At 52.7% G+C, this 19,619-nt stretch carries 21 protein-coding genes; 15 read left to right on the top strand and 6 right to left on the bottom strand.

From position 1 onward, the window contains the following. The first annotated feature begins 2 nt into the window (after positions 1–2). From ACNA05_RS11600 to dnaA, 8 genes are all read left to right on the top strand, one after another. The gene (locus tag ACNA05_RS11600) at positions 3–605 is read left to right on the top strand and encodes an MgtC/SapB family protein (RefSeq protein ID WP_415811659.1); all 603 of its coding nucleotides are present in this window, start codon (positions 3–5) and stop codon (positions 603–605) included. Continuing rightward, positions 598–1,215 (top strand): hypothetical protein, encoded by a 618-nt coding sequence (locus tag ACNA05_RS11595; RefSeq protein ID WP_415811658.1) that lies wholly within the window; start codon positions 598–600, stop codon positions 1,213–1,215. The genes ACNA05_RS11600 and ACNA05_RS11595 overlap by 8 nt, the downstream gene beginning before the upstream one ends. Before the next feature lie 83 nt (positions 1,216–1,298). After that, on the top strand, positions 1,299–2,390 hold the full coding sequence (gene hrcA / locus ACNA05_RS11590; RefSeq protein WP_415811657.1) for a heat-inducible transcriptional repressor HrcA: 1,092 nt from the start codon (positions 1,299–1,301) through the stop codon (positions 2,388–2,390). A 12-nt stretch (positions 2,391–2,402) separates the two neighbouring features. Beyond that, positions 2,403–3,134 (top strand): nucleotide exchange factor GrpE, encoded by a 732-nt coding sequence (grpE, locus tag ACNA05_RS11585; RefSeq protein ID WP_415811656.1) that lies wholly within the window; start codon positions 2,403–2,405, stop codon positions 3,132–3,134. A gap of 45 nt (positions 3,135–3,179) precedes the next feature. Then, the gene (gene mutM, locus ACNA05_RS11580; RefSeq protein ID WP_415811655.1) at positions 3,180–4,016 is read left to right on the top strand and encodes a bifunctional DNA-formamidopyrimidine glycosylase/DNA-(apurinic or apyrimidinic site) lyase; all 837 of its coding nucleotides are present in this window, start codon (positions 3,180–3,182) and stop codon (positions 4,014–4,016) included. A gap of 114 nt (positions 4,017–4,130) precedes the next feature. Continuing rightward, positions 4,131–4,907: an enoyl-CoA hydratase gene (locus tag ACNA05_RS11575; RefSeq protein ID WP_415811654.1), complete on the top strand. Its 777-nt coding sequence runs from the start codon at positions 4,131–4,133 to the stop codon at positions 4,905–4,907. Positions 4,908–5,042: 135 nt separating this feature from the next. Next, complete coding sequence (rpsT, locus tag ACNA05_RS11570) at positions 5,043–5,306, top strand: 30S ribosomal protein S20 (RefSeq protein WP_415811653.1); 264 nt, start codon at positions 5,043–5,045, stop codon at positions 5,304–5,306. A gap of 464 nt (positions 5,307–5,770) precedes the next feature. Further along, on the top strand, positions 5,771–7,315 hold the full coding sequence (dnaA, locus tag ACNA05_RS11565) for a chromosomal replication initiator protein DnaA (protein WP_415811652.1): 1,545 nt from the start codon (positions 5,771–5,773) through the stop codon (positions 7,313–7,315). A gap of 68 nt (positions 7,316–7,383) precedes the next feature. Here dnaA and ACNA05_RS11560 read toward each other — a convergent pair whose 3' ends face one another. Next, positions 7,384–8,385, bottom strand: coding sequence for a 2OG-Fe(II) oxygenase (locus tag ACNA05_RS11560; protein WP_415811651.1), 1,002 nt, complete (start codon positions 8,383–8,385; stop codon positions 7,384–7,386). Between the two features lie 350 nt (positions 8,386–8,735). On the opposite strand from ACNA05_RS11560, the gene dnaN reads away from it, so the two are divergent. Continuing rightward, a complete protein-coding gene (gene dnaN / locus ACNA05_RS11555; protein ID WP_415811650.1) occupies positions 8,736–9,839 on the top strand; it encodes a DNA polymerase III subunit beta in 1,104 nt (367 codons plus the stop codon). 32 nt (positions 9,840–9,871) lie between these two features. Continuing rightward, positions 9,872–10,975: a DNA replication/repair protein RecF gene (gene recF / locus ACNA05_RS11550; RefSeq protein ID WP_415811649.1), complete on the top strand. Its 1,104-nt coding sequence runs from the start codon at positions 9,872–9,874 to the stop codon at positions 10,973–10,975. 116 nt (positions 10,976–11,091) lie between these two features. Here recF and ACNA05_RS11545 read toward each other — a convergent pair whose 3' ends face one another. Beyond that, positions 11,092–12,318: an FAD-dependent monooxygenase gene (locus ACNA05_RS11545; protein ID WP_415811648.1), complete on the bottom strand. Its 1,227-nt coding sequence runs from the start codon at positions 12,316–12,318 to the stop codon at positions 11,092–11,094. 95 nt (positions 12,319–12,413) lie between these two features. Between ACNA05_RS11545 and xth the strand changes: the two genes are divergently transcribed. Continuing rightward, positions 12,414–13,253 carry an exodeoxyribonuclease III gene (xth, locus tag ACNA05_RS11540; protein WP_415811647.1) on the top strand — a complete coding sequence of 280 codons (840 nt, stop codon included), beginning with the start codon at positions 12,414–12,416 and terminating at the stop codon, positions 13,251–13,253. On the opposite strand, the gene ACNA05_RS11535 is transcribed toward xth, so the two are convergent. Together ACNA05_RS11535 and ACNA05_RS11530 are read right to left on the bottom strand one after the other, a co-directional pair. Beyond that, entirely contained in the window at positions 13,250–13,894 is a 645-nt protein-coding gene (locus tag ACNA05_RS11535) for a lysoplasmalogenase (protein WP_415811646.1), read from the bottom strand. The two genes, xth and ACNA05_RS11535, sit on opposite strands and share 4 nt — an antisense overlap. Continuing rightward, positions 13,895–14,602 carry a response regulator transcription factor gene (locus ACNA05_RS11530; RefSeq protein WP_415811645.1) on the bottom strand — a complete coding sequence of 236 codons (708 nt, stop codon included), beginning with the start codon at positions 14,600–14,602 and terminating at the stop codon, positions 13,895–13,897. A 111-nt stretch (positions 14,603–14,713) separates the two neighbouring features. Between ACNA05_RS11530 and ACNA05_RS11525 the strand changes: the two genes are divergently transcribed. After that, positions 14,714–15,244, top strand: coding sequence for a L,D-transpeptidase family protein (locus ACNA05_RS11525; RefSeq protein ID WP_415811643.1), 531 nt, complete (start codon positions 14,714–14,716; stop codon positions 15,242–15,244). Here ACNA05_RS11525 and ACNA05_RS11520 read toward each other — a convergent pair. Next, positions 15,235–15,939, bottom strand: coding sequence for a YggS family pyridoxal phosphate-dependent enzyme (locus ACNA05_RS11520; RefSeq protein ID WP_415811642.1), 705 nt, complete (start codon positions 15,937–15,939; stop codon positions 15,235–15,237). The genes ACNA05_RS11525 and ACNA05_RS11520 overlap by 10 nt on opposite strands. On the opposite strand from ACNA05_RS11520, the gene ACNA05_RS11515 reads away from it, so the two are divergent. Further along, a complete protein-coding gene (locus ACNA05_RS11515; protein WP_415811641.1) occupies positions 15,938–16,576 on the top strand; it encodes a thiamine phosphate synthase in 639 nt (212 codons plus the stop codon). The two genes, ACNA05_RS11520 and ACNA05_RS11515, sit on opposite strands and share 2 nt — an antisense overlap. Further along, positions 16,566–16,889, top strand: a complete 324-nt coding sequence (locus tag ACNA05_RS11510) for a GNAT family N-acetyltransferase (RefSeq protein WP_415811640.1) — start codon at positions 16,566–16,568, stop codon at positions 16,887–16,889. Before ACNA05_RS11515 ends, ACNA05_RS11510 begins: the two co-directional genes overlap by 11 nt. Positions 16,890–16,898: 9 nt before the next feature. Here ACNA05_RS11510 and ACNA05_RS11505 read toward each other — a convergent pair whose 3' ends face one another. Further along, positions 16,899–18,764, bottom strand: a complete 1,866-nt coding sequence (locus tag ACNA05_RS11505) for a porin (protein ID WP_415811639.1) — start codon at positions 18,762–18,764, stop codon at positions 16,899–16,901. 231 nt (positions 18,765–18,995) lie between these two features. Between ACNA05_RS11505 and ACNA05_RS11500 the strand changes: the two genes are divergently transcribed. Beyond that, the gene (locus ACNA05_RS11500; protein WP_415811638.1) at positions 18,996–19,463 is read left to right on the top strand and encodes a DUF3576 domain-containing protein; all 468 of its coding nucleotides are present in this window, start codon (positions 18,996–18,998) and stop codon (positions 19,461–19,463) included. Positions 19,464–19,619 lie beyond the last annotated feature (156 nt).

Genomic DNA, 19,619 nt, shown 5'->3' with positions numbered 1-19,619 from the left:
CTTTGACATTTCTTAACGAGGACAACGCGCGCTGTCACCTTCCTTTAAACTCCGCCCTCGTCGGAACCAGTTGCCTGAAATCCCGTATCCTTTTTATGGCTGAAATAGTTTCACCTGAATATTTCGACTCGCTCTCCATTTGGGAAATGGTGGCTCGATTAGGGCTAGCTTGTATTTTAGGGTTCGCTGTCGGATTTGACCGAGAGCTGAAATCACGCGCCGCCGGGCTTCGAACTCATATGCTCACCTCTCTGGCTGCCGCTATTTTTATGGTTATTGCGCTGGAACTAATTGCCGTGATCGGGTCAGACAGCGACCACACTCAGATGGATCCGCTCCGTGTCATTGAAGCTGTCACGGCCGGCGTCGCCTTTCTCGCCGCCGGGACAATCATCCAAGCCAAAGGCTCGGTCAAAGGCCTGACAACCGGCGCAAGCATGTGGCTGTCCGGCGCTGTAGGCCTCGCCTGCGGGTCGGGGTTTTACCGCTTGGCACTTCTCGGCACGGGGCTTTCCCTAATTGTCCTGATTCCGATTCGGTATTTGGAACGCCATCTACCAAAGAAAGATAAATCCGATATTTTAAGTCCGTCTGGCGATGAGTGATTTCGTAGAAAATACGGAGGCGGCGGAGTTCAAACAGGCACCCAAAACTTACGAGTACAGAGTTTGGGATAGTTCCGTTACTCTAACTCAAGACGAGCTTGAGGCGTCTTTCGGTCAGGGCCGCCATGAAACGCGAACAGATGTTTACTTGCCGCCGTTACGAGACTGCTTACCCAAATTTAGAGGGCAGTCTCGGCTGGAATTGAAAGAGCGACTGGACAAGGTAGACGGCATCGAAATCTGGAAGCGATCTGTCAGTTCTGGTTTCCCGATTTCGGACCTTGACCTGAAACATTTTCAGCCCTGCGTCCCGCAGTTAACTCTTTCAACTGAGACATTTCGCGAGGCTGAAAATGCCTTGGGCTACTTCAGGGAAAGGCTTGAGCTATTGCCCATTAAAAAAAGTCGAACTCTTTACGGGATAGACATTCGGGGAAAAATCGCTGCAGAAATCGAATTAACCGCGGTCTCGATCAATGGTAAAAACTATCAAACGCTAGCCATTGAGTGTTCAGACCACCAGAGCGCCTTGAATTTGGCCTCAGAGCTTGATCTCCGCCGCGAAGAAAACATCTCTTATGCAGATTGGATTAAAAAGCTATCTGGCTAGGTTCGCCAATAGCCCTCTTTCCTCTCATTCTGTGCATCCGCCCTCTTGCATGACGGGGCAAAACTGACCACATATATCCAAATATGAGCGCTCCTTTTCCGACATTTTCGCTGTCTGATCTCGACAGCCGCGCGCGGCATATTTTTCGCGATATTGTGGAGAACTATCTAGAGACCGGCCTGCCTGTCGGTTCAAGGACGTTGGCCTTATCGGGCGGGCGGTCCCTATCTCCGGCGACAATTAGAAACACGATGGCAGAATTGTCCCGATTTGGATTGCTCGCCTCTCCCCATGTGAGCGCGGGCCGCGTTCCAACCCAAGCCGGACTTCGCCTATTTGTCGACGGCCTTTTAGAGATTGGCGATTTGGGCGGCGCCGAACGGCAACGATTAGAAGCCCGGCTGGCGGGCGCCGAACAGTCATCTGACCAATTCTTGGAACAGGCGAGCGGCATGTTGGCCGGACTTGCCGGCGGGGCCGGGTTGGTTCTGAGCCCGTCTTCGGCGCCGCAATCCCCGCCCTTGCGCCATGTTGAATTTGTCGCTCTGGATGACGGGCAGGCGCTCGTCGTACTTGTTTATACGGATGGGCGAATTGAAAACCGCCTGATGCCAAGACCCGAAGGTCTTTTGCCGGCCTCACTGGAACGGGCCGGTAATTTTCTGTCCACTCGCCTGAAAGGCCGCCGCCTAGAGGAGGCCCGCGCCGATATCTTGGAAGAAATGGAAAACGGTCAGGCCCAAATTGACGCTGCCGCCGAAGGCCTTATCAAGCAAGGGCTGGCCGAATGGTCGGGAAGCGAAGAGGCAACTGACAATAAACGCGCTTTAATTGTGCGCGGACGGGCACAACTCCTTGACAATTTGGAAGCGCAAACCGATTTGGAGCGCATCCGTCTCTTATTCGAGGATTTGGAACGCAAGGAGGAGCTGATAGCGCTTCTGGACCGAACCGAAGAAGCGGACGGGGTAAAGATTTTTATCGGCACGGAGAACCCCCTTTTCTCTTTGTCGGGCTCGAGTCTGGTCATCGCGCCATACCGTGATGCGGCTCAAAATATTTTAGGGGCGGTGGGCGTGATTGGCCCGACCCGCCTGAATTACGCGCGAGTTATTCCCATGGTGGATTATACCGCACAATTGGTTGGGCGCAGGCTCGGCCCGAATGCAAGATAAAGAGAGACAGATATGTCCGACCCGAAAAAACCGACCATGCCAAATGTAAAAGGGATGGATGATTTTCCCAGCGACTCTGAATTGGACGCTCTGCAGGCCGAAATAGAGAAAGCCAAAAAGAGCATGGGCGATCATGAGATAAATCTGGGCGAAACCAGTATGGGCGCTCATGGTGAGGCCGCCGCAAAAGCAGATTTCAAGGCACAAAGCGCCGAAGAAGTTAATTCTGAATTCGACGCGGATGCCCCCGATGCCGGGGCTGCCGCAATCGCGCGTATCCAGGAACTGGAAGCCGAAATCGCCAATATCAAGGATCAGTCTCTCCGAGCCCTGGCGGACGCTGAGAACACCAAACGCCGCGCAGAACGCGAAGTCGCCGCCGCCAAAACCTACGGGATTGAAAAATTCGCGCAAGATATGTTGTCCGTTCACGACAACCTTTCCCGCGCTTTGCAGACTCTAGAAGGTACGGATAAAGCTGATTTGGGCGAGAACGCCAAAAATCTCGTGGACGGTATCGAACTGACGGAGAAAGACCTAATTATGGTGCTCTCCCGTCATGGCGTGAAGCCCGTCGGCGGCGTAGGATCTAAATTCGACCCAAACGTCCATCAAGCTGTTGCCAATATCCCCTCGCCAGAGGAGAAAGGGCATGTCGCGACGGTTATGCAGACCGGCTTCAAACTCGGCGACCGGACCTTGCGAGCCGCCATGGTAGCAGTCAGTACAGGACCAGCGACGTAGCCCTGCCCATGATCAAAATCGGTTTTCCTCAGGGGAGTCAGACAAGTGCCTGAACTCCCAGAGGTTGAAACAGTACGCCGCGGTCTCGCCCCTGTTATGGAGGGGGCTGTTTTTCAGACGGTGACATTAAATCGTCCGGACCTCCGCTTTCCCTTCGACCCGGACTTTATTGGCCGCGTACAAGGCCAACGCTTGCTCCGCCTGACGCGCCGCGCAAAGTTTCTTCAAGCCGAACTGTCCAGCGGAGAGCGGCTTTTCATGCATTTGGGGATGAGCGGGCGGTTTATCATCGAACACGCTTCGACTGCGCATTTCGTACATGAACACAAAGCTGACCCCAAGCACCATCATGTCATTTTCGGTATGGAAAATGGCGCGGTTATTACCTTTAATGACCCTCGCCGTTTCGGCTTTATGGAACTGGCGTCAAAGAATGCGTCTTATCGGCTCGACCATATCGGTCCAGAGCCTCTTTCTAATCAATTCAATGGCCCTGTCCTGCGAGAGGCGCTTCGCGGCAAAAAATCTAAAATCAAAGCCGCCTTGCTGGATCAACGCGTGGTCGCGGGACTCGGCAATATCTATGTTTGTGAAGCGCTATTTCGCACGGGAGTTTCCCCGCGCTGCGCCGCCGGACGCCTTAAAGTCGCAGAGACAGACGCGCTCGCCCGCAACATAAAAGACGTTCTCACAGAAGCGATTGAGGCCGGGGGTAGTTCCTTACGTGACTTTTCCAACACGGATGGCAAGCTTGGCTATTTCCAGCATCGTTTTGATGTTTATGGGCGCGAAGGCCAGCCCTGCCCTAGCTGCGCCGCCCCTATACAGCGTATAGTTCAAAGCGGGCGCAGCAGTTTCTTCTGCAAAATCTGTCAAAACTAGCTCTAAATTGTCAGAGGGAACACGACTTGCCACCCTTGGCCCTCCCGCGTTACAAGCCTCTCAAATTTCCGGGCAAGCCTTAATTGAGGACGCCCCCAAAGCGAGAGAGGCTTTATGGCTTATAAATTGATTGACCTGACACGTGACGGCGGAGTTGCTACTATCCAGCTGGATAGACCCAAGGCGCTGAATGCGCTCAATACCGAAATGATGGGCGAAGTTGCGAATGCACTGGCGACCCTGGAAGCAGATGACAGCGTAGGCTGCGTTGTTTTGACAGGTTCAGAAAAAGCGTTCGCCGCCGGAGCGGACATCAAAGAGATGTCCGACAATAATTACCTGTCGATCTATAAGAACGACACCTTCGAGGAAAATCACTGCGCGATTGAGCGCTTCCGCAAGCCGATCATCGCGGCTGTGGCCGGATACGCGCTCGGCGGGGGCTGCGAAATTGCCATGATGTGTGATTTCATCATCGCCGCGGATAATGCCAAATTCGGTCAACCCGAGATTAATCTCGGCGTTATGCCTGGAATTGGCGGGACGCAACGCCTGATGCGCGCGGTTGGCAAAGCCAAAGCGATGGATATGTGCCTGACAGGGCGCATGATGCCGGCCGAGGAAGCCGAGCGCGCCGGACTGGTTAGCCGCATCGTCAAGCTAGACGACCTGATGAGCACCGCCAAAGAAGCGGCAGCAAAAATTGCAAGCCAAAGCCAGCCCGTCGCGATGATCACCAAAGAAACCGTTAATGCCGGATTCAACATGACGCTGGAACAGGGCATCCGCTTTGAACGCCGCCTCTTCCAGAGCCTGTTTACTACACAGGATCAGAAAGAGGGCATGGCCGCCTTTATTGAAAAGCGGAAGCCGCATTTCAAAAACAAATAGGTGCCTAGCGCGATAGCCCCCAATTCTCTGCGATTGTAGAGTTGACGGGGCGATATCCGGCGCGTATAGGCGGCGCTTGAAATTCGGATGGATCACAGGGTCCGTCCCCTTGCGATATGAATATAGAGGAATAACATGGCAAATACGTCATCTGCCAAGAAGAACGTCCGTAAAATGGCTCGTAAGACTGAGGTGAACCGCACCCGTCGTAGCCAAGTCCGGACATTTTTGCGCCGCGTTGAAGACGCGATCACTGCCGGTGATAAATCTGCCGCTAGCGACGCGCTTAAAAAAGCCGAGCCTGCCATGATGCGGGCCGTCAATCGTGGTGTCTTTCACAAGAACACGGCAGCGCGCAAAATTTCTCGTCTAAACAAGCGCGTTAAAGCCATCGGCTAAAACGGCTTTGTAAAGTTGTTCCTCGGGCCTAAAGCTTGGGAACACAAACATTATAAGAACCGGGCCGCCGCCCGGTTTTTTTTTGCCTACCCGTGGTCCTCGGTCAGGTTTCTTCCTTTTATCGCTACGAACGACTTGGAGGCGTTCAACTATAAAATAAGGGCGCTTAACTCTGCGGCTGAAAAAATTTTTCAGAAATATGAATTTTTTGCAACGCCACTGTTTTGAGATTCTTACGTTTTTTTGAGTCAACAGAAAAGGCATAGAGAATCATGACTTTTCGCCGTTGACGGGAGTGAAAAGAGTCGGTTTATTAGAGAGGCCAGTGACCTAGGGGGGGAGCTGGCCATCGAGGGAGTTCTGGACGGAAAAGGTTGTCACCTTTCCGATTGGATCCATAAAATTGTGAAAATAATCAAGGGTTTAGCTAATTTGCCCTCTGGGTTCGTGCGGAGTAAATTTCAATGCAAGATGCAAAAGTCAGTCCTAAATTGTCGGCTGTTTCCAGTCAGGGCACGACGCCTGATCTTTATACAGGGGAGCCGCCCTTGAAGAGCGCAAATAATACGTGGGCAAAAGTCAAAACAGATCTTGGCTATGCGTTAGGGCCGAATGTTCATCGCTCTTGGACGGGACAACTCCGCGTGAGCCAAGCCAATGAACGCATTGTCACGCTTGCGGCGCCTTCGCGTTTTATTGCCTCTAAAATTGAATCCAATTATGCGGATACTGTACGCCGCCTTTGGAAAAAATACGATATGGTCGCCCCGCCGCGTGATATCATTTTTTCCGCCGCAACCGAGCGCGCGCCTCAGGTGAGAGAACAGGATAAAGGCCAAGCCGGGCGAAAATCCGCCGGGGCCGTTCCCCCTCTCGCTCCAATTAACTCAGCATCACGCAATGCCAGAGCACAAGCAAAACCGGGCGGAGACGTCGTCAATTTCGATAATCCGCAAGCCGCCGCCGCGAATCCGCGCGAGCGCTTCACCTTTGATAATTTCGTTGTTGGCGCCTCTAATGAACTTGCTTTTGCAGTTGCACGTCAAATCGCGTCCTGCCGCGCCGCACAATATAACCCTATTGTTATTCACGGCGCGAACGGCATGGGCAAAACGCATTTGCTCCACGCCATTCAAGACGCGATCACAGAATCTGAGCCAAATTACCGAGTAAAGCTAATCTCTTCCGAAAATTTTGTGTCCGCCTTTGTCTCCTCTGTTCGAGGTGGAGGCCGGGACGCGATTGAAGGCTTCAAAGCAAGCCTGCGCGATGTCGACCTTCTGATAATAGATGACGCCCATTTTATTGCCGATAAGCCCGGCTCTCAAGAAGAGTTGCTGCACACTTTGGTCAGCCTCGTTGCGCAGGGACGTCAGATCCTGATCGCCGCTGACCGGCACCCCGATAAAATCGAGAAGGCCTCTGATCGTTTGAAGTCCTATCTTTCCTCCGGTTTGGTGTGCCGTATCGGCGCCGCCGATTATGAATTACGCCTGCGCATATTGGATCGGCTCATTCAGCGCCGCCGCGCGTCCGGCAATCCAGGCCTCGCCATTCCGCAAAACGCCCGCGATCACCTGGCCGCGCGCATGAATGCGACGCCGCGCGACCTCGAAGGCGCGTTCAACCAGATTGTTGCACAAAGCGAATTTCTTGGCACGCCGATCACGCTCGAAACGGTGCAGGAAACCTTGTCAGACTCCCGCTATATGGCGGGCCAGCGTCTGACCGTTGACCGTATTCAGCGCGCCGTCTGCGAAGAATTCAATGTGACCCTTACGGACATGACGTCTAAACGTCGCGCGCGCGTCATTGCGCGGCCTCGCCAAGTCGCTATGTATTTATCTAAAAAGCTGACAAAGCGCTCGCTGCCGGACATTGGCAGACGCTTTGGCGGACGCGATCACACTACTGTCATGCACGCGGTAAAACGCATCGATGAGCTTCGCGCATCCGATGCGGAATTTAATGCTCAAATTGAAACGGTTGAAGGCGTCTTAAAGGCGTAAATTGGACTCCGCCCAGCAGTAGAAATAAAGTAAATCGGAACTGGCTCAGGGTCAGTTCCGTCCTACTACTATTGAGGAAGTGGGCCGCTGCGAATCCATTGGGAAAACAACCATTTTTCGCCTCGGGTTGGCGGCAGGCCAGCATGAAGTGTTTGCGGGTCTGGTTGACCTTCCAGATCAACATTTGCAAATAACAGAGCCCCGCCTCTATCGCATCGGAATTTTTGATTGATTTCAGGGAATGACGTCTCGGCACCCTCGAAATCCTCGTTCAAATAGATAAGGCAAGTTGCCAGGCGTTGACCAAATTTACGCATATCAGCGGCATGGGCAGCTTTGCTTGGATCAAGATAATCATAATGGGGCCGAAATTGCTCTCCGACATTGTAATGCATCACCATGGAGTTCTCCATCGTGAACATTGGAACCATAGCGATCTTTGAAATTCGCGTTTGAATTAAAAGCAGGATAAGGTCGAGATCCAGAAGGTTAAAGCTTACTGACGAATTCGTCCTCGCATCACTCTCTTTCCCTTCAACTGCCGTGTCATCATATGTGCGGGCCCGGGCGAGCTTTGGACGGGCCAAGTCAATCATCCAGTCACAAAAGCGCTCAGGCAAAAAATCGTCAAACTTGCGAATACGGGGCGCTTCACAAAGGTTTTGCTTCTCAGGGATACGCAACAAACCCTCGACGTCGATGCGGTCCCGCAAAGCCTTTGCATCGGACGGGTCCGACCCCCAAGTGCCGTTTTCAAAAGGCGCGTCAGCGAGAATTGAGAGTTGCCGCAAGGCTGGCGACCATCCAAGCGAGGCTGACAGGCTTAGGTAATCGAGCGCTTGGCGCCAATTTTGTTCGCCGATCATACCTGATGCGAAAATGACGGCAACAAACTCGGCGGCTTCTCCGTTTCCGGCGTCCATCGCCTGTTTCAAGAGCAGTTGGCCTTCGTCAACCGATTTGGCGGATGTCGGCGTTGCGATGAGCCGTTTGCCCAGCGCGGTCATAGCCTCGTGATCACCAGACGATGCCGCCGCCTTTAAACGCTCTAATTCTTCATTCGCACTCAAGCTATTTCCTTAATGCGCAACAACGACGCTACGCCAATTGTGTGGTTGTCGATATTCGGCCGAACGGCCTTTGTTGAGGTGAAGTTTATAAACAAGGGCGCAAGACTATCAACGGGTATCTGGAGGCTTACTTTTTTCCTCAAAGCCTAAAAACGCAGACGCCCGCCCGTGCCGCCCCTAGGGTTTTCGTATTGGATTAAGGATTGCCCCTCAAATTCTCCTCTCTCAACTAGCCTTTCCCTCTTGCCTCTGACCCACGCATGATTATGGTTGGTTTCCAAGTTTTTGGGAGGGCTCGTAAGCCTGCCCCATATGCCAATAAGAATGCCAATAAGAATGGAACACCGCAGATGAAACTGTCCATTGAACGCAGCGCCCTGATGAAGGCCCTCGGCCATGTCCAGAATGTTGTGGAGCGTCGCAACACGATTCCAATTCTGTCAAATGTCTTGATGAGCGCCGAAGGCGACAAAGTGAATATGGTCGCAACCGACCTTGATATCGAAATGTCGGAATCAACAGAGGCGGAAGTCGGTCAACCGGGCCAGATCACAGCGCCCGCGCATACGCTGTATGATATTGTCCGCAAGCTTTCGGATGGCGCTCAAGTCGTCTTGCAGATCAATAGCGACGATCGCTTGGACGTCGACGCCGGGCGCGCGCATTTTACGCTGCCGCTTTTGCCGTCCGGAGATTTCCCGAAAATGACGGCCGAGGGTTTTACGCATGAATTCGTCTTGCCTGCCAAAGCGCTACTGCGCCTGATCGATAAAACTAAGTTTGCGATTTCAACCGAAGAAACCCGCTATTACCTCAACGGCATTTATATGCACGCCAATGCCGGGAAATTGCGCTGCGTCGCGACGGACGGACATAGGCTCGCTCTGGCCGAAGCCGAGCTTCCATCCGGCGCGGACGGCCTGCCCGGCGTCATTATTCCCCGCAAAACGGTCGCAGAAATCCGCCGCTTGATCGACGGGTCTGACGCAGATATCGCCGTCAGCGTCTCGGAAGCTAAAATTCGTTTCACAACGGGGAGCGCTGTTCTTACGTCTAAATTGATCGACGGAACCTTCCCGGATTACGAACGGGTCATTCCGAAAAACAATCCGAAAGAATTGACCATAGACAATAAAGTCTTTGCCGACGCCGTAGACCGCGTTTCGACGATCTCTGCCGAAAAGTCGCGCTCCATTAAAATGGGCCTAGCCGACGACAATTTGGCTCTAACCGTGAACAACCCTGAGTCCGGCCATGCCCGCGAGGAGCTTCGAGTGGATTATACCGAGGAAGCCCTGGAGATTGGCTTTAACGCCAAATATCTTCTCGATGTGACCACTCAAATCGAGGGGCGTGACGCCACGTTTTTCTTAGACAGCCCGGCCAGCCCGGCCCTCGTTAAAGACAGCGAAGATCCGGACGCGCTTTTCGTGCTGATGCCGCTACGCGTTTAAGGCTTGAAGGCTCTTTATTTTATAGGTGACGTGTGAGCTATATCGCGTCTCTACGCCTCTCGGACTTTCGCAATTACGCCGCCTTGGATATAAATTTCGGGCCGGAGCCAGTTGTACTTTATGGGCCGAACGGGTCAGGAAAGACCAACCTTCTCGAAGCCCTGTCTTTCCTTTCCCCCGGACGGGGGATGCGCCGCGCCAAAGTGACCGATATTGCCCGCCGGAATGACGGCGAGCAAGCCCCCGCCTGGGGGGTAAATGTCACCTTGGAAAACGACACACGAATAAACATTGGGCAAGTGCCTGAATATCCGGGACGCCGCCTTGTCCGGGTTGATGGTAGCAATGCCACAGGCACGCAACTTGCGGAAATACTCAGCTTAATGTGGCTGACACCGGCGCAAGACCGCCTCTTTACAGGCCCTGCCGGTGACCGAAGGAAGTTTTTGGACCGCTTTGTCATGGCACATGTTCCGAGCCACGGCCTCACGAGTTCTCGATATGAAAAAGCCCGGTCAGAACGCAATCGACTTTTGTCGGATCAAATCAACGATCCTCGATGGTTTGACGCCCTTGAGACCGACCTGGCCCATTACGGGTCCTTGATTGCGCAAGCGAGGGCTGAGACCTTAGCGGCGTTGCAAAGCGAGATAGCAGCCCGGGATTCCGTCTTTCCCAAGGCCGGGCTTGCTTTGGACGGAGATTATGAAGCAGCATTTTTAGCGGGGCATTCGCTAGAGGAAGTGGAAGGCAACCTTCGCATAGACCTCTCAAACGGTCGTGGCATTGCTCAGAGGGCGGGGCGCACTTTGATTGGACCGCATCGGTCGGACTTAAAAGTGACTCATGTTGCGAAGTCCATGCCCGCTGAAGATTGTTCGACCGGAGAACAAAAGGCGCTCTTGATTGGGTTGATGCTCGCGCAGGCTCGGTCACGGCAAGGGCGAAACCCCATCCTTCTTCTGGATGAGGTTGCCGCGCATCTTGATGAGGGACGCCGAGCAGCGTTAATTGAGGAATTACTTGCCCTGAAGACTCAGCTTTTCATGACAGGCACGGATCGACATTTGTTTGAAGCCTTTGAGGGCCGCGCGCAAATGTTTGAGGTCTGTCAGGGAGAGGTCAAACGAAGCTGAAAATGAAAAGCCCTGACACGCAAAGCGTGACAGGGCGAGACACTGGAACGGGGCGCATTGTCCAGTGTTATAAAATTTACGCACCACTTAAAAAAAGGATGCTTTTGGAACTGTAATTATTTTTTCAAGAACTCTGGGAACTCTCCGATGTCCCCTGCCGCCTCGCGCATAATCAAGCCTTTAACGGCGGCGGAATCGTTTACCGCGCTTAGTCCTAACCGCCGAACATGGCCCAAAGCCTTAGAGAACGGGCGCCCCAGGACCGTTTTCGGAGCGCCGAATATATAGGACAAGCCATCTGTTGCTGTCGCAAGCGCCGTCACATCGGAACGACGCCAAGCAGCGTATTCCCTTAAGACAGCGCCGCCAATATCGCGGCCCGTCAAGAGTGCCTTTTTCAATACATCGTGCAATGTTGCCGCGTCGCGAAGTCCGAGATTCAGGCCCTGTCCCGCGAGCGGGTGAATAACATGCGCCGCATCGCCGACCAGAACTAAACGCGTGGCAATATAATCCTGCGCGAGTTGCAGATGCAAAGGATAACTCTGGCGCGGCGCGTCTAGGGAGAGATCGCCGAGATGGTCTCCTATCCGCAAGGTAAGTTCCGCCATGAAGTCAGCTTCAGAAATCGCCAAAGCTGCCTCGATAGCGGCGCTTTTATCGCTCCAGACGAGCTGGCTGCGCTGACCCGTAAGCGGCAGGACCGCCAGCGGCCCGCCCGGAAGAAACCTTTGCAACGCCAGTCCGTCATGCGGCAAGCTGTGAGCGATGGACGTGACAAGGGCTCTTTGGCCGTATTCTCTTCCATCCGTTGTAATTCCAGCGCGGTTACGAATGCCCGATTTTGATCCGTCCGCCGCAATCAGCAATTGCGCCGTAATATCTTTAGTTCCTATCCGGGCAAAAACCCCGGACGTTGTGTGGGTGATATCAGAAACGTGTCCGGGGCCAATAATGTCGATTTGATCCGCCGCCTTGAGGGCATCTCGCAAGGCCACATAAAGGTGACGGTTTTCAATCATTTTAGCGACATCGGAATCAGAGGCATCCGGTCCGAAATGTAATCTCCACACCGGGTCTTCGCCTATTCCGCCATCTGTTATCAGCATATCCCGCATTGGCTGCAAGTGGTCGGATAGTATCAATTCTAGACGATTTAAAAACCGCAGTGAAGACGCAGAGAGCGCGGAAGCGCGGCCATCGGTGCCTCCATTTTTGTCAGATAAAACATCCCGGCCATCTGCCAAAGCAATCGTCAGACCGTCTAGTTTTGCGCAGGCCAAGGCTGTGACTTGCCCAACAAGACCGCCGCCGACAATTAGAATATCATATTTATTTTTCACAACAGGGGACTTAACATGAAAATCATAAGGATACAGGGGCTAAAAATGCGGCATTTAGGGTTACAATCCCGCTTTGAACCGACTATCCCTGCCCCATGAAAATCAAACTTGCCAGCTGGAATATTAACTCTGTCCGCCTTCGGATTGATCAGGTCATTCGTTTCTTGGAAGAGCAGAAACCTGATATTCTCGGCCTACAGGAAATTAAGTGTCAGGAAGAGCAGTTTCCTTTCGAAGCCTTTCGTGAAGCGGGGTATCCTTATATCGAAGTTTCTGGTCAAAAGGGCTATCACGGCACGGCAACGGTTTCCCGACTGCCCATGGAACGACTGCCGACCAGTTTTTGTCCTCTCGAACATGCACGCCACGTCAGCACGCGCGTTATTGCTAAAGGCGAGAATTGCGATCAGGATTTTGAGTTTCACAACTTTTATATTCCCGCCGGAGGCGACGTCGCCGACCCTGAAATAAATGACAAGTTTCAGCACAAGCTCGACTTTCTAGACGTAATGCGCGTTTATTTTTCAGAACGATTTGCAAAGGGCGACAATCAGCAAGTCCTGGTAGGAGACTTTAATATTGCGCCGCACGAAAATGATGTCTGGAGCCATAAGCAACTCTTAAAGGTCGTTAGTCATACGCCAAGGGAGGTTGAAACTTTGGCCACGCTTCAAGCGACTCACGACTTCACGGATACGGCGCGGTTATTCCGTGATGACGACGAAAAGCTTTATAGCTGGTGGTCCTACCGGGCGCGGGACGTGATGAAATCAAATCGCGGCCGCCGTTTGGATCACATCTGGGTCAGCCCAGCGCTGAAACCCTGTGTTGAGGCTACTGGCCGTGAAGGCTATGAAATACATACGCCTTGCCGGACTTGGGAAAAGCCCTCGGATCATGTGCCGATTACGCAGGTCATGGATTTAACAGATTAGGCCTGCAAGACACTGAGCGCGAAGAGCGCTTGGGCTCCAAAATAAAGCGGCGTTATCACCCAGGCATTTTTTGGGCTTGGCGTCACGAAACGGTCGCGCGCAACAAATATATCAGAAATCGCAAATAATAGAGCCGCTGGCAGGATTAAGAGATGGAGCCCCGTCATATCGGTTTGCATTGACCGAATGAGCATAGCCGAAATTATGAGGGTATAAAGCCCGACGGGCCAAACCATGTCTCGCGGGAGTTTGGGTTTCAGCTTCCAAAACGTAACCACGCCAGTCCCCAAACCCAAAAAAGTTGTCAAACTGATAAAAAGATAAGACGTGTCGGGGCGAAGGATTTCATTCGCCGCAAAAATGTAAAAAACATGACCGACCGCAAAAGCCAGCATACCGAGTCTAAAAAGTGACGTTCGATTTCGAGAGAGCAGAAAAACATCACCAAACGCACAGGCTATAAGTCCGCCCAAAATAAGGCGGCCATAGCTTGAGTCCAAAGCACCAAAATTCAAAGCTAGAAAAAGGAATCCTAGAGCCGCCAGTGGTTTCAATAAAATTTGAGCCGATCTCTTTTCGCGTAACTCGGCAAAAAGGAGGGCGATAATAAACGCCGCATATGCCCCAAGAAGCAGGACCATCTAGCCAAGCGCTAAACGATAGCCGCCGGGTTCAGTCATGAGCAATGTCGCCACGCCTTTTTCAGGTTCGATCTTCTGACGTAAGCGATAAACATGGGTTTCTAACGTATGCGTTGTAACGCCGGAGTTGTAACCCCAGACCTCTTCTAGCAGCTCTTCGCGGGCGACAGGCTTTCCACCGGCGCGGTAAAGATATTTCAGTATATTGGTTTCTTTTTCGGTCAGGCGAATATCGCGCACGGGCCGCGCGCCCTCTTCTTGCGGCGGAGTAAGGCGTTTGAAAGCGGGCTTAAACGCATAAGGTCCGATCTGAAAAATAGCCTCTTCGCTTTGCTCGAAGCTGCGAAGGTGGGCCCGCAAACGGGCGAGCAGGACAGAGAAGCGAAACGGTTTGGTGACATAGTCATTCGCCCCCGAGTTTAGGCCAAGTATTTCGTTCATTTCGCCGTCATTCCCGGTCAACATGACGATTGGCGCCGCAACTCCGGCCTTGCGCATCAGCTCGCAGGCTTCAGTGCCAAGCATATCGGGAAGGTCGACATCTAGAATAATCAAATCAAAGGTTTGGTCTTTGGCAGTTTTAATGCCGTCAGTGGCCGTTCCGACATCAACAGTCTCGAACTCGTCATAGACAGCGAATTGCTCTACCAATTCTTCGCGTAGAGTTTCGTCATCATCAACAAGAAGTAGTCTCTTTTTCACAGCCATAGTCATCGTCCTTTAGCGGAAATTCTTAAGTTTTGGCGTGTTTTATTGCCTTAACAGCCTTAAAGCTAATCGCAGTTCACACAAGAGGCATCACAAAAATGAGAGGACGTCATGAGTAAATTATCTGAATTACGAATTAATTGTGCCTCGAAAACCGCCACTATTGGAAACATTTTGCTCCCCTGCCGCCTAGGCCAGGCCGGCTTTATCGACAAGAAGAACGGCGCTGAAGGGGACGCGAAAACCCCTCTGGGCCTTTATCATTTACGCTGGGGGTTTTACCGGGCCGATAGGCTCCCCGTGCCTCCGGCTTCCGCCCGCAAGCCACTTACTTGGCGGAAAACGGAAAAAACGGATGGGTGGTGTGATGCGGAAAACGACCCTTCCTATAATCGGTTCATCCGCCTGCCCCATTCCGCAAGCCATGAAGCTCTCTGGCGAGAAGACGGCGCCTATGACCTTGTTCTAATTATGAGCCATAATGATAGCCCGCCAATATCTGGCTTAGGCAGCGCCGTTTTTGTACATGTCACGCAACCCGATGACCGCAGCACTTTGGGCTGTGTCGCCTTTGCGCCGGAAGATATGGTGCGACTATTGCCCCGCCTTCAGCAAGACATGCCCATCAGGATTTACGAATAGTCCCGCTCTCCGAATAGAGCCGACCCGACCCGCACAGAAGTCGCGCCCATTTCAATGGCCGTTTCAAAATCGGCGCTCATGCCCATAGAAAGTTTGTCGACACCAACCTTGGCCGCCAATTTATTCAGAAGCCAGAAATGTGGCGACGGCGCTTCTTTCAAAGGGGGAATACACATGAGCCCCTCAGGCGTCAGCTTATATTCTTCCCTCATTTTCTTGATGAAACCAAGGACGTCTTTTGGCGCGACTCCGGACTTCTGTGATTCTTCACCAGTGTTTACCTGCACAAAAAGCCGCGGGAATGTTTCAGAGGCCTCTCTTGCTTTGGCCAGAGTCTTGAGAAGCTTTTCTCGATCAACGGTTTCAATCACGTCAAACAGGTCAACCGCGTCTTGAGTTTTGTTGCTTTGCAGCGGCCCCACCAAACGCAGTTCGAGACCGTCTCTCTGCGACGCAAATGTCTTACCCCACCGCGTCTGGGCTTCTTGCACCCGGTTTTCACCAAAGACCTTTTGCCCTGTTTCAAGCATAGCCGCGATCCGTGCGTCTGGCTGAACTTTGCTAATCGCGACGAGAGCGGTTTCATCAGCCGATCGTTCAGCTCGTCTGGCGGCCTCAGCCATTCGGTTTAAAATCTCTTCTCGCTTGGACTTAATGTCTGATGTGATAGTATCGGGTGTGGTCGTATCTGGCATGACATCTCCATACGAAACCTGGCCGGGTTTGGGAAGCCATCCCTTGGGACGTCATGCGCTTAAACTCCGCGAGGTATGCGACAAGTCCTGCCGCCTTTCTCCGCTTATCGCCATGAGCGATCCAGTCAGGACGCCTGATGTTATTGGCTGGGCTAGAGCGCTCCCCAAACATTGTGCCGTAATTTATCGCTATGACACATTTGATGAAAGCTTGGCCAAAGAGTTGCGGAAAGTGACGACTGCAAATTCACAACAGCTTCTAATCCGATCGCAATCTCGATATGAATTTTCCGATGGGCAACATTTCAAACGAGATACCGACCTTGCCCTTATTTCCGAAGCAAAGCGAAAGTTTCCCGACGCCCTTTTGACTTTAGCGGCCCTTAAAAAAAGACGTTACAAAGCTCCTTTGCCAGATATTGACGGTCTATTGGTCTCCGCCATTTTCCCCAGTAAAAGTCCCAGCGCGGGAACGCCGATAGGGGTTGAGACGTTGAAGGAGCGAACAAAGGAAATGAAGGCCCCTGTGTTTGCTTTGGGCGGTATAAACACTAAAACTGCCCCTGCCTTATTTGGCACAAACGTTGCTGGAATTGCAGCTATTGGGGCTCTGAGGGAAGACGATTATGGCCGATAAAGATATAGACATCACCAAAGAAGAAGGCGGAGACACAATAACTTTCAAAGCCACCCTGCCGGACCATTCGGATGAAGCTGAATTGGTCTTATCTAATATTTCAGATAATCTTTTTAACGCTCATCATACCGGCGTTCCGAAATCCATGGGCGGCAAAGGCGTGGGCACAGCCCTCGTCAAAGCCATGTCCGAAGACGCTCGGGATTTGGGATATAAGGTCGTGCCCGGCTGCCCCTTTGTCGCGGCGTGGTTCAAGCGCAAACCCGAATGGGCGAAAATGGCCGCAGCAGAGCCAGAGCTTTTCACGAAATAAGCCGAAGCTCTAAAACTCGAAGCCACCTTCGATGAAGAGAGCTGTCGCTTTGTCTTTTTGCGGCGTTACAACCGATCCCGACACGGCTTGCGTTTCGCGTTCAATATATTGTGCGCCTGCGCCGAGTGTGAATTTCTCAAAGTCATATGTCAGTCCGGCCACGAATTGATCCGAGGTCAGATTGACGTTTTCGTCTTTCGCGTGGCCATACCCTAATGTCACGCCAAGAGCAGACGGTTTCCAAGTCGCGCCAATATCCCAAGCTTTATAGTCTCCGTCGACAAGGCCATTGTTTGATTTCAGAAAAGAGCCGCCCAGTGTGATGTCCATCCAAGATGTTTCAGCGCCCAGGTTAAAGCTCTCAAGATCGTCCAAACCGGCGAACCCGCTTTTCTCTGATCCTCTGGCATAGGTGGCCGTACCTTCAACCTTCAGCCCATTGTCAAACGTTCTGTCCAAAGCGAGGCCGACTTCGAGAATGTCTTCAAGGTCAGGGGCTAGCGTGCCAGTTCCGTCATCACGTTTGACGCAGTAATCCACGCCGCAAGCGCGCGCGTTCAGAGCATATGAGCCGCCAAATTGTACGCCGACTCCAATACGATCACCCAAAAGACGCGGACTAGTATAGGTAACTTTTTCTGAAAAGCCCGACGCGTCATTGATCGTTTTGACGCTATCAAGACCCGTGTAATCCACCGGAGAGTTTGACGCGCCAACGGCGAGCAGGCTCGGCGCGCCGAGACTAAACAAATAAGCTGCCCCGTCATCCCGGCCGATAGTTATATCGCCATAAGTGCTGCGCAGGAATAAATGCGCGCTCTCCAAGGCAATTTGACCTTCTTCCGCTTCGTCCGGCCCATTAGTATAAAACCGGGAGGTATGTCCGCGAAGCGCGGTCGGAATGCCGTCTATCAGAGCGGAGGAACATCCAGCCACAGTGGGCGGACAATCTGTAATTCGGCCGCCAAATCCGCGGCGGAATTTATCATATTGCGCCCGCCCCTCTAGGTTAACCCCATATTCATAGCCCGTATCGGTAATCGCGCTTACCTCAAGCTCTGCCTTGGCATCGCCGACAAATTCTTCTTTCCAATCAGATTCAGACGTCACGTCATCATCGCGGGTCACAGCGGCCACACCGCCTTTAATGAATCCCCTTAGAATTGTCGTCAGATTGCCCAGGCCCATTTTATCCTTCCAACTTCGCGGGGCCATAGGACCGGCTTGCGGCGGGTAGCTCTGTGGAGGCGCGGACTGAGCAGGGTAGTTTTGGGGAGGATAATTTTGAGGCGCGGCTTGGGTATAAGACTGACCATAGGGCGTGCCTTGTTGCGCAGGATAGCCCCGGCTTGGCAATTGTTCTACCGGAACATAATTAGTGGGCGCCGTCTGGCGACCCTGTGAATATTGACCTGCCCCGTATTCAGACGGCTTGCTAGGCGCGAACGGCGAAGTCGAGGCGGAACCGCTATATTGATAGGGGCTAGCGGCGCTGCTCGGAGGATAGGACTGAGTTGATTGCGATCGGACGGGCGGGTTCGCCGGAGCGTTTGAGTAAGTTTGGGTGTTCTGTGAATTTGGCGCGCTTTGCGGCGGGTAAGTACTGGAGGGAGTTGGGATCACTTGAGAATTTTGACTAGGCGCACCATTTCCAGCCGCCGGCGCCGGTCGGGGCTTGGCCTCTCGCAGAGGCGGGGCGCTCTGAGGGGCGGAAGGCGTTTCCCAAGCTTGGGATCCCTGGCTATTTGCAAAAGGAGACTGGGCACTGGCAATCGTCATTCCGCCTAAGGCCGCCACTATGACAGGGCCTAAAAAATAGGCGTATCGAGGGGCAGAAAACCGGGATTGATCGCCATATGCCTTAGACTTGGTCAATATCTCTAGCCTTCCTGCTTTTCTTCGCCCGGGTCGTATGAATCACTTAAGACCCGCATTAACCTTTTGTGTGACTGATTCCCCCCTAAAAAATGGTTAACAAAGTTTAAAATCTGCGGGTTTACGGGGTTATTTTGCTCGGGTGGGCGACGCTTTCCTGCAAACAGAGTCTGGCCCTGTCTAAATTTTACGCTATAAGCCGCAAAAGCTTTCTTATATTCGGAGCCCTTAATGTCGTTTAAATTTTCTCGCCCTCTGCTTTTGAGTGCTGCCTTTTCCCTCATCGCGGCCCCTGCCCTGTCCGGCTGTGGCATTCTGGGTATCGGCAAGAGCAAAAGTGAGGCCCGCACAGAGTCTCAGATGCAAGCTCCGAACATGGGTGTGAACTCTTATCTGTGGCGCGCCTCTCTCGAAACGCTGAACTTCATGCCATTGGCCGAAGTTGACCCTTTTGGCGGCGTTATCGTCACCGATTGGTATGCGTCTGAAAAGGCGCCGAATGAGCGGTTCAAAGCCAATGTCTATATTCTGGATACTGCCCTTCGCGCAGATGCCTTGAAAGCCTCAATTTTCAAGCAAACACGCGGCCCGGCCGGTTGGACCGACGCAACCGTGGACGCCGACACAGCGCGCCAGATTGAAAACTCTATCCTGACCCGCGCGCGTCAGCTTTATATCGCGACAGTCGATAGCCAATAAGCGCGGCGAGCAATTGAAATTTGAATTGTCCCGGCCCTCGTGCCGGGATTATTGTTTGGAGGCGAGGTTTTCCTTGGCCGACATGGCATTAGGGACGTTGCGCCTTGCGTCTGATGCTATAGAGACAGTTTAACAAATATAATCTGAACGAGTTCG

It is taken from the genome of Litorimonas haliclonae, assembly GCF_965138505.1.
Taxonomy (GTDB): domain Bacteria; phylum Pseudomonadota; class Alphaproteobacteria; order Caulobacterales; family Maricaulaceae; genus Litorimonas; species Litorimonas haliclonae.
The sequence above is the reverse complement of the archived record's forward strand: the minus strand, read 5'-3'. Positions and strand labels throughout refer to the sequence as shown.

Bases quoted from the DNA above. Each gene is read 5' to 3' on its own strand.
- ACNA05_RS11535 (WP_415811646.1), bottom strand. From the start codon at position 13,894: ATGGTCCTGCTTCTTGGGGCATATGCGGCGTTTATTATCGCCCTCCTT.
- ACNA05_RS11515 (WP_415811641.1), top strand. From the start codon at position 15,938: ATGACATCTCCATACGAAACCTGGCCGGGTTTGGGAAGCCATCCCTTG.
- ACNA05_RS11595 (WP_415811658.1), top strand. From the start codon at position 598: ATGAGTGATTTCGTAGAAAATACGGAGGCGGCGGAGTTCAAACAGGCA.
- rpsT (WP_415811653.1), top strand. From the start codon at position 5,043: ATGGCAAATACGTCATCTGCCAAGAAGAACGTCCGTAAAATGGCTCGT.
- ACNA05_RS11575 (WP_415811654.1), top strand. From the start codon at position 4,131: ATGGCTTATAAATTGATTGACCTGACACGTGACGGCGGAGTTGCTACT.
- xth (WP_415811647.1), top strand. From the start codon at position 12,414: ATGAAAATCAAACTTGCCAGCTGGAATATTAACTCTGTCCGCCTTCGG.
- ACNA05_RS11500 (WP_415811638.1), top strand. From the start codon at position 18,996: ATGTCGTTTAAATTTTCTCGCCCTCTGCTTTTGAGTGCTGCCTTTTCC.
- dnaA (WP_415811652.1), top strand. From the start codon at position 5,771: ATGCAAGATGCAAAAGTCAGTCCTAAATTGTCGGCTGTTTCCAGTCAG.
- ACNA05_RS11510 (WP_415811640.1), top strand. From the start codon at position 16,566: ATGGCCGATAAAGATATAGACATCACCAAAGAAGAAGGCGGAGACACA.
- grpE (WP_415811656.1), top strand. From the start codon at position 2,403: ATGTCCGACCCGAAAAAACCGACCATGCCAAATGTAAAAGGGATGGAT.
- hrcA (WP_415811657.1), top strand. From the start codon at position 1,299: ATGAGCGCTCCTTTTCCGACATTTTCGCTGTCTGATCTCGACAGCCGC.
- ACNA05_RS11530 (WP_415811645.1), bottom strand. From the start codon at position 14,602: ATGGCTGTGAAAAAGAGACTACTTCTTGTTGATGATGACGAAACTCTA.
- ACNA05_RS11525 (WP_415811643.1), top strand. From the start codon at position 14,714: ATGAGTAAATTATCTGAATTACGAATTAATTGTGCCTCGAAAACCGCC.
- dnaN (WP_415811650.1), top strand. From the start codon at position 8,736: ATGAAACTGTCCATTGAACGCAGCGCCCTGATGAAGGCCCTCGGCCAT.
- ACNA05_RS11520 (WP_415811642.1), bottom strand. From the start codon at position 15,939: ATGCCAGATACGACCACACCCGATACTATCACATCAGACATTAAGTCC.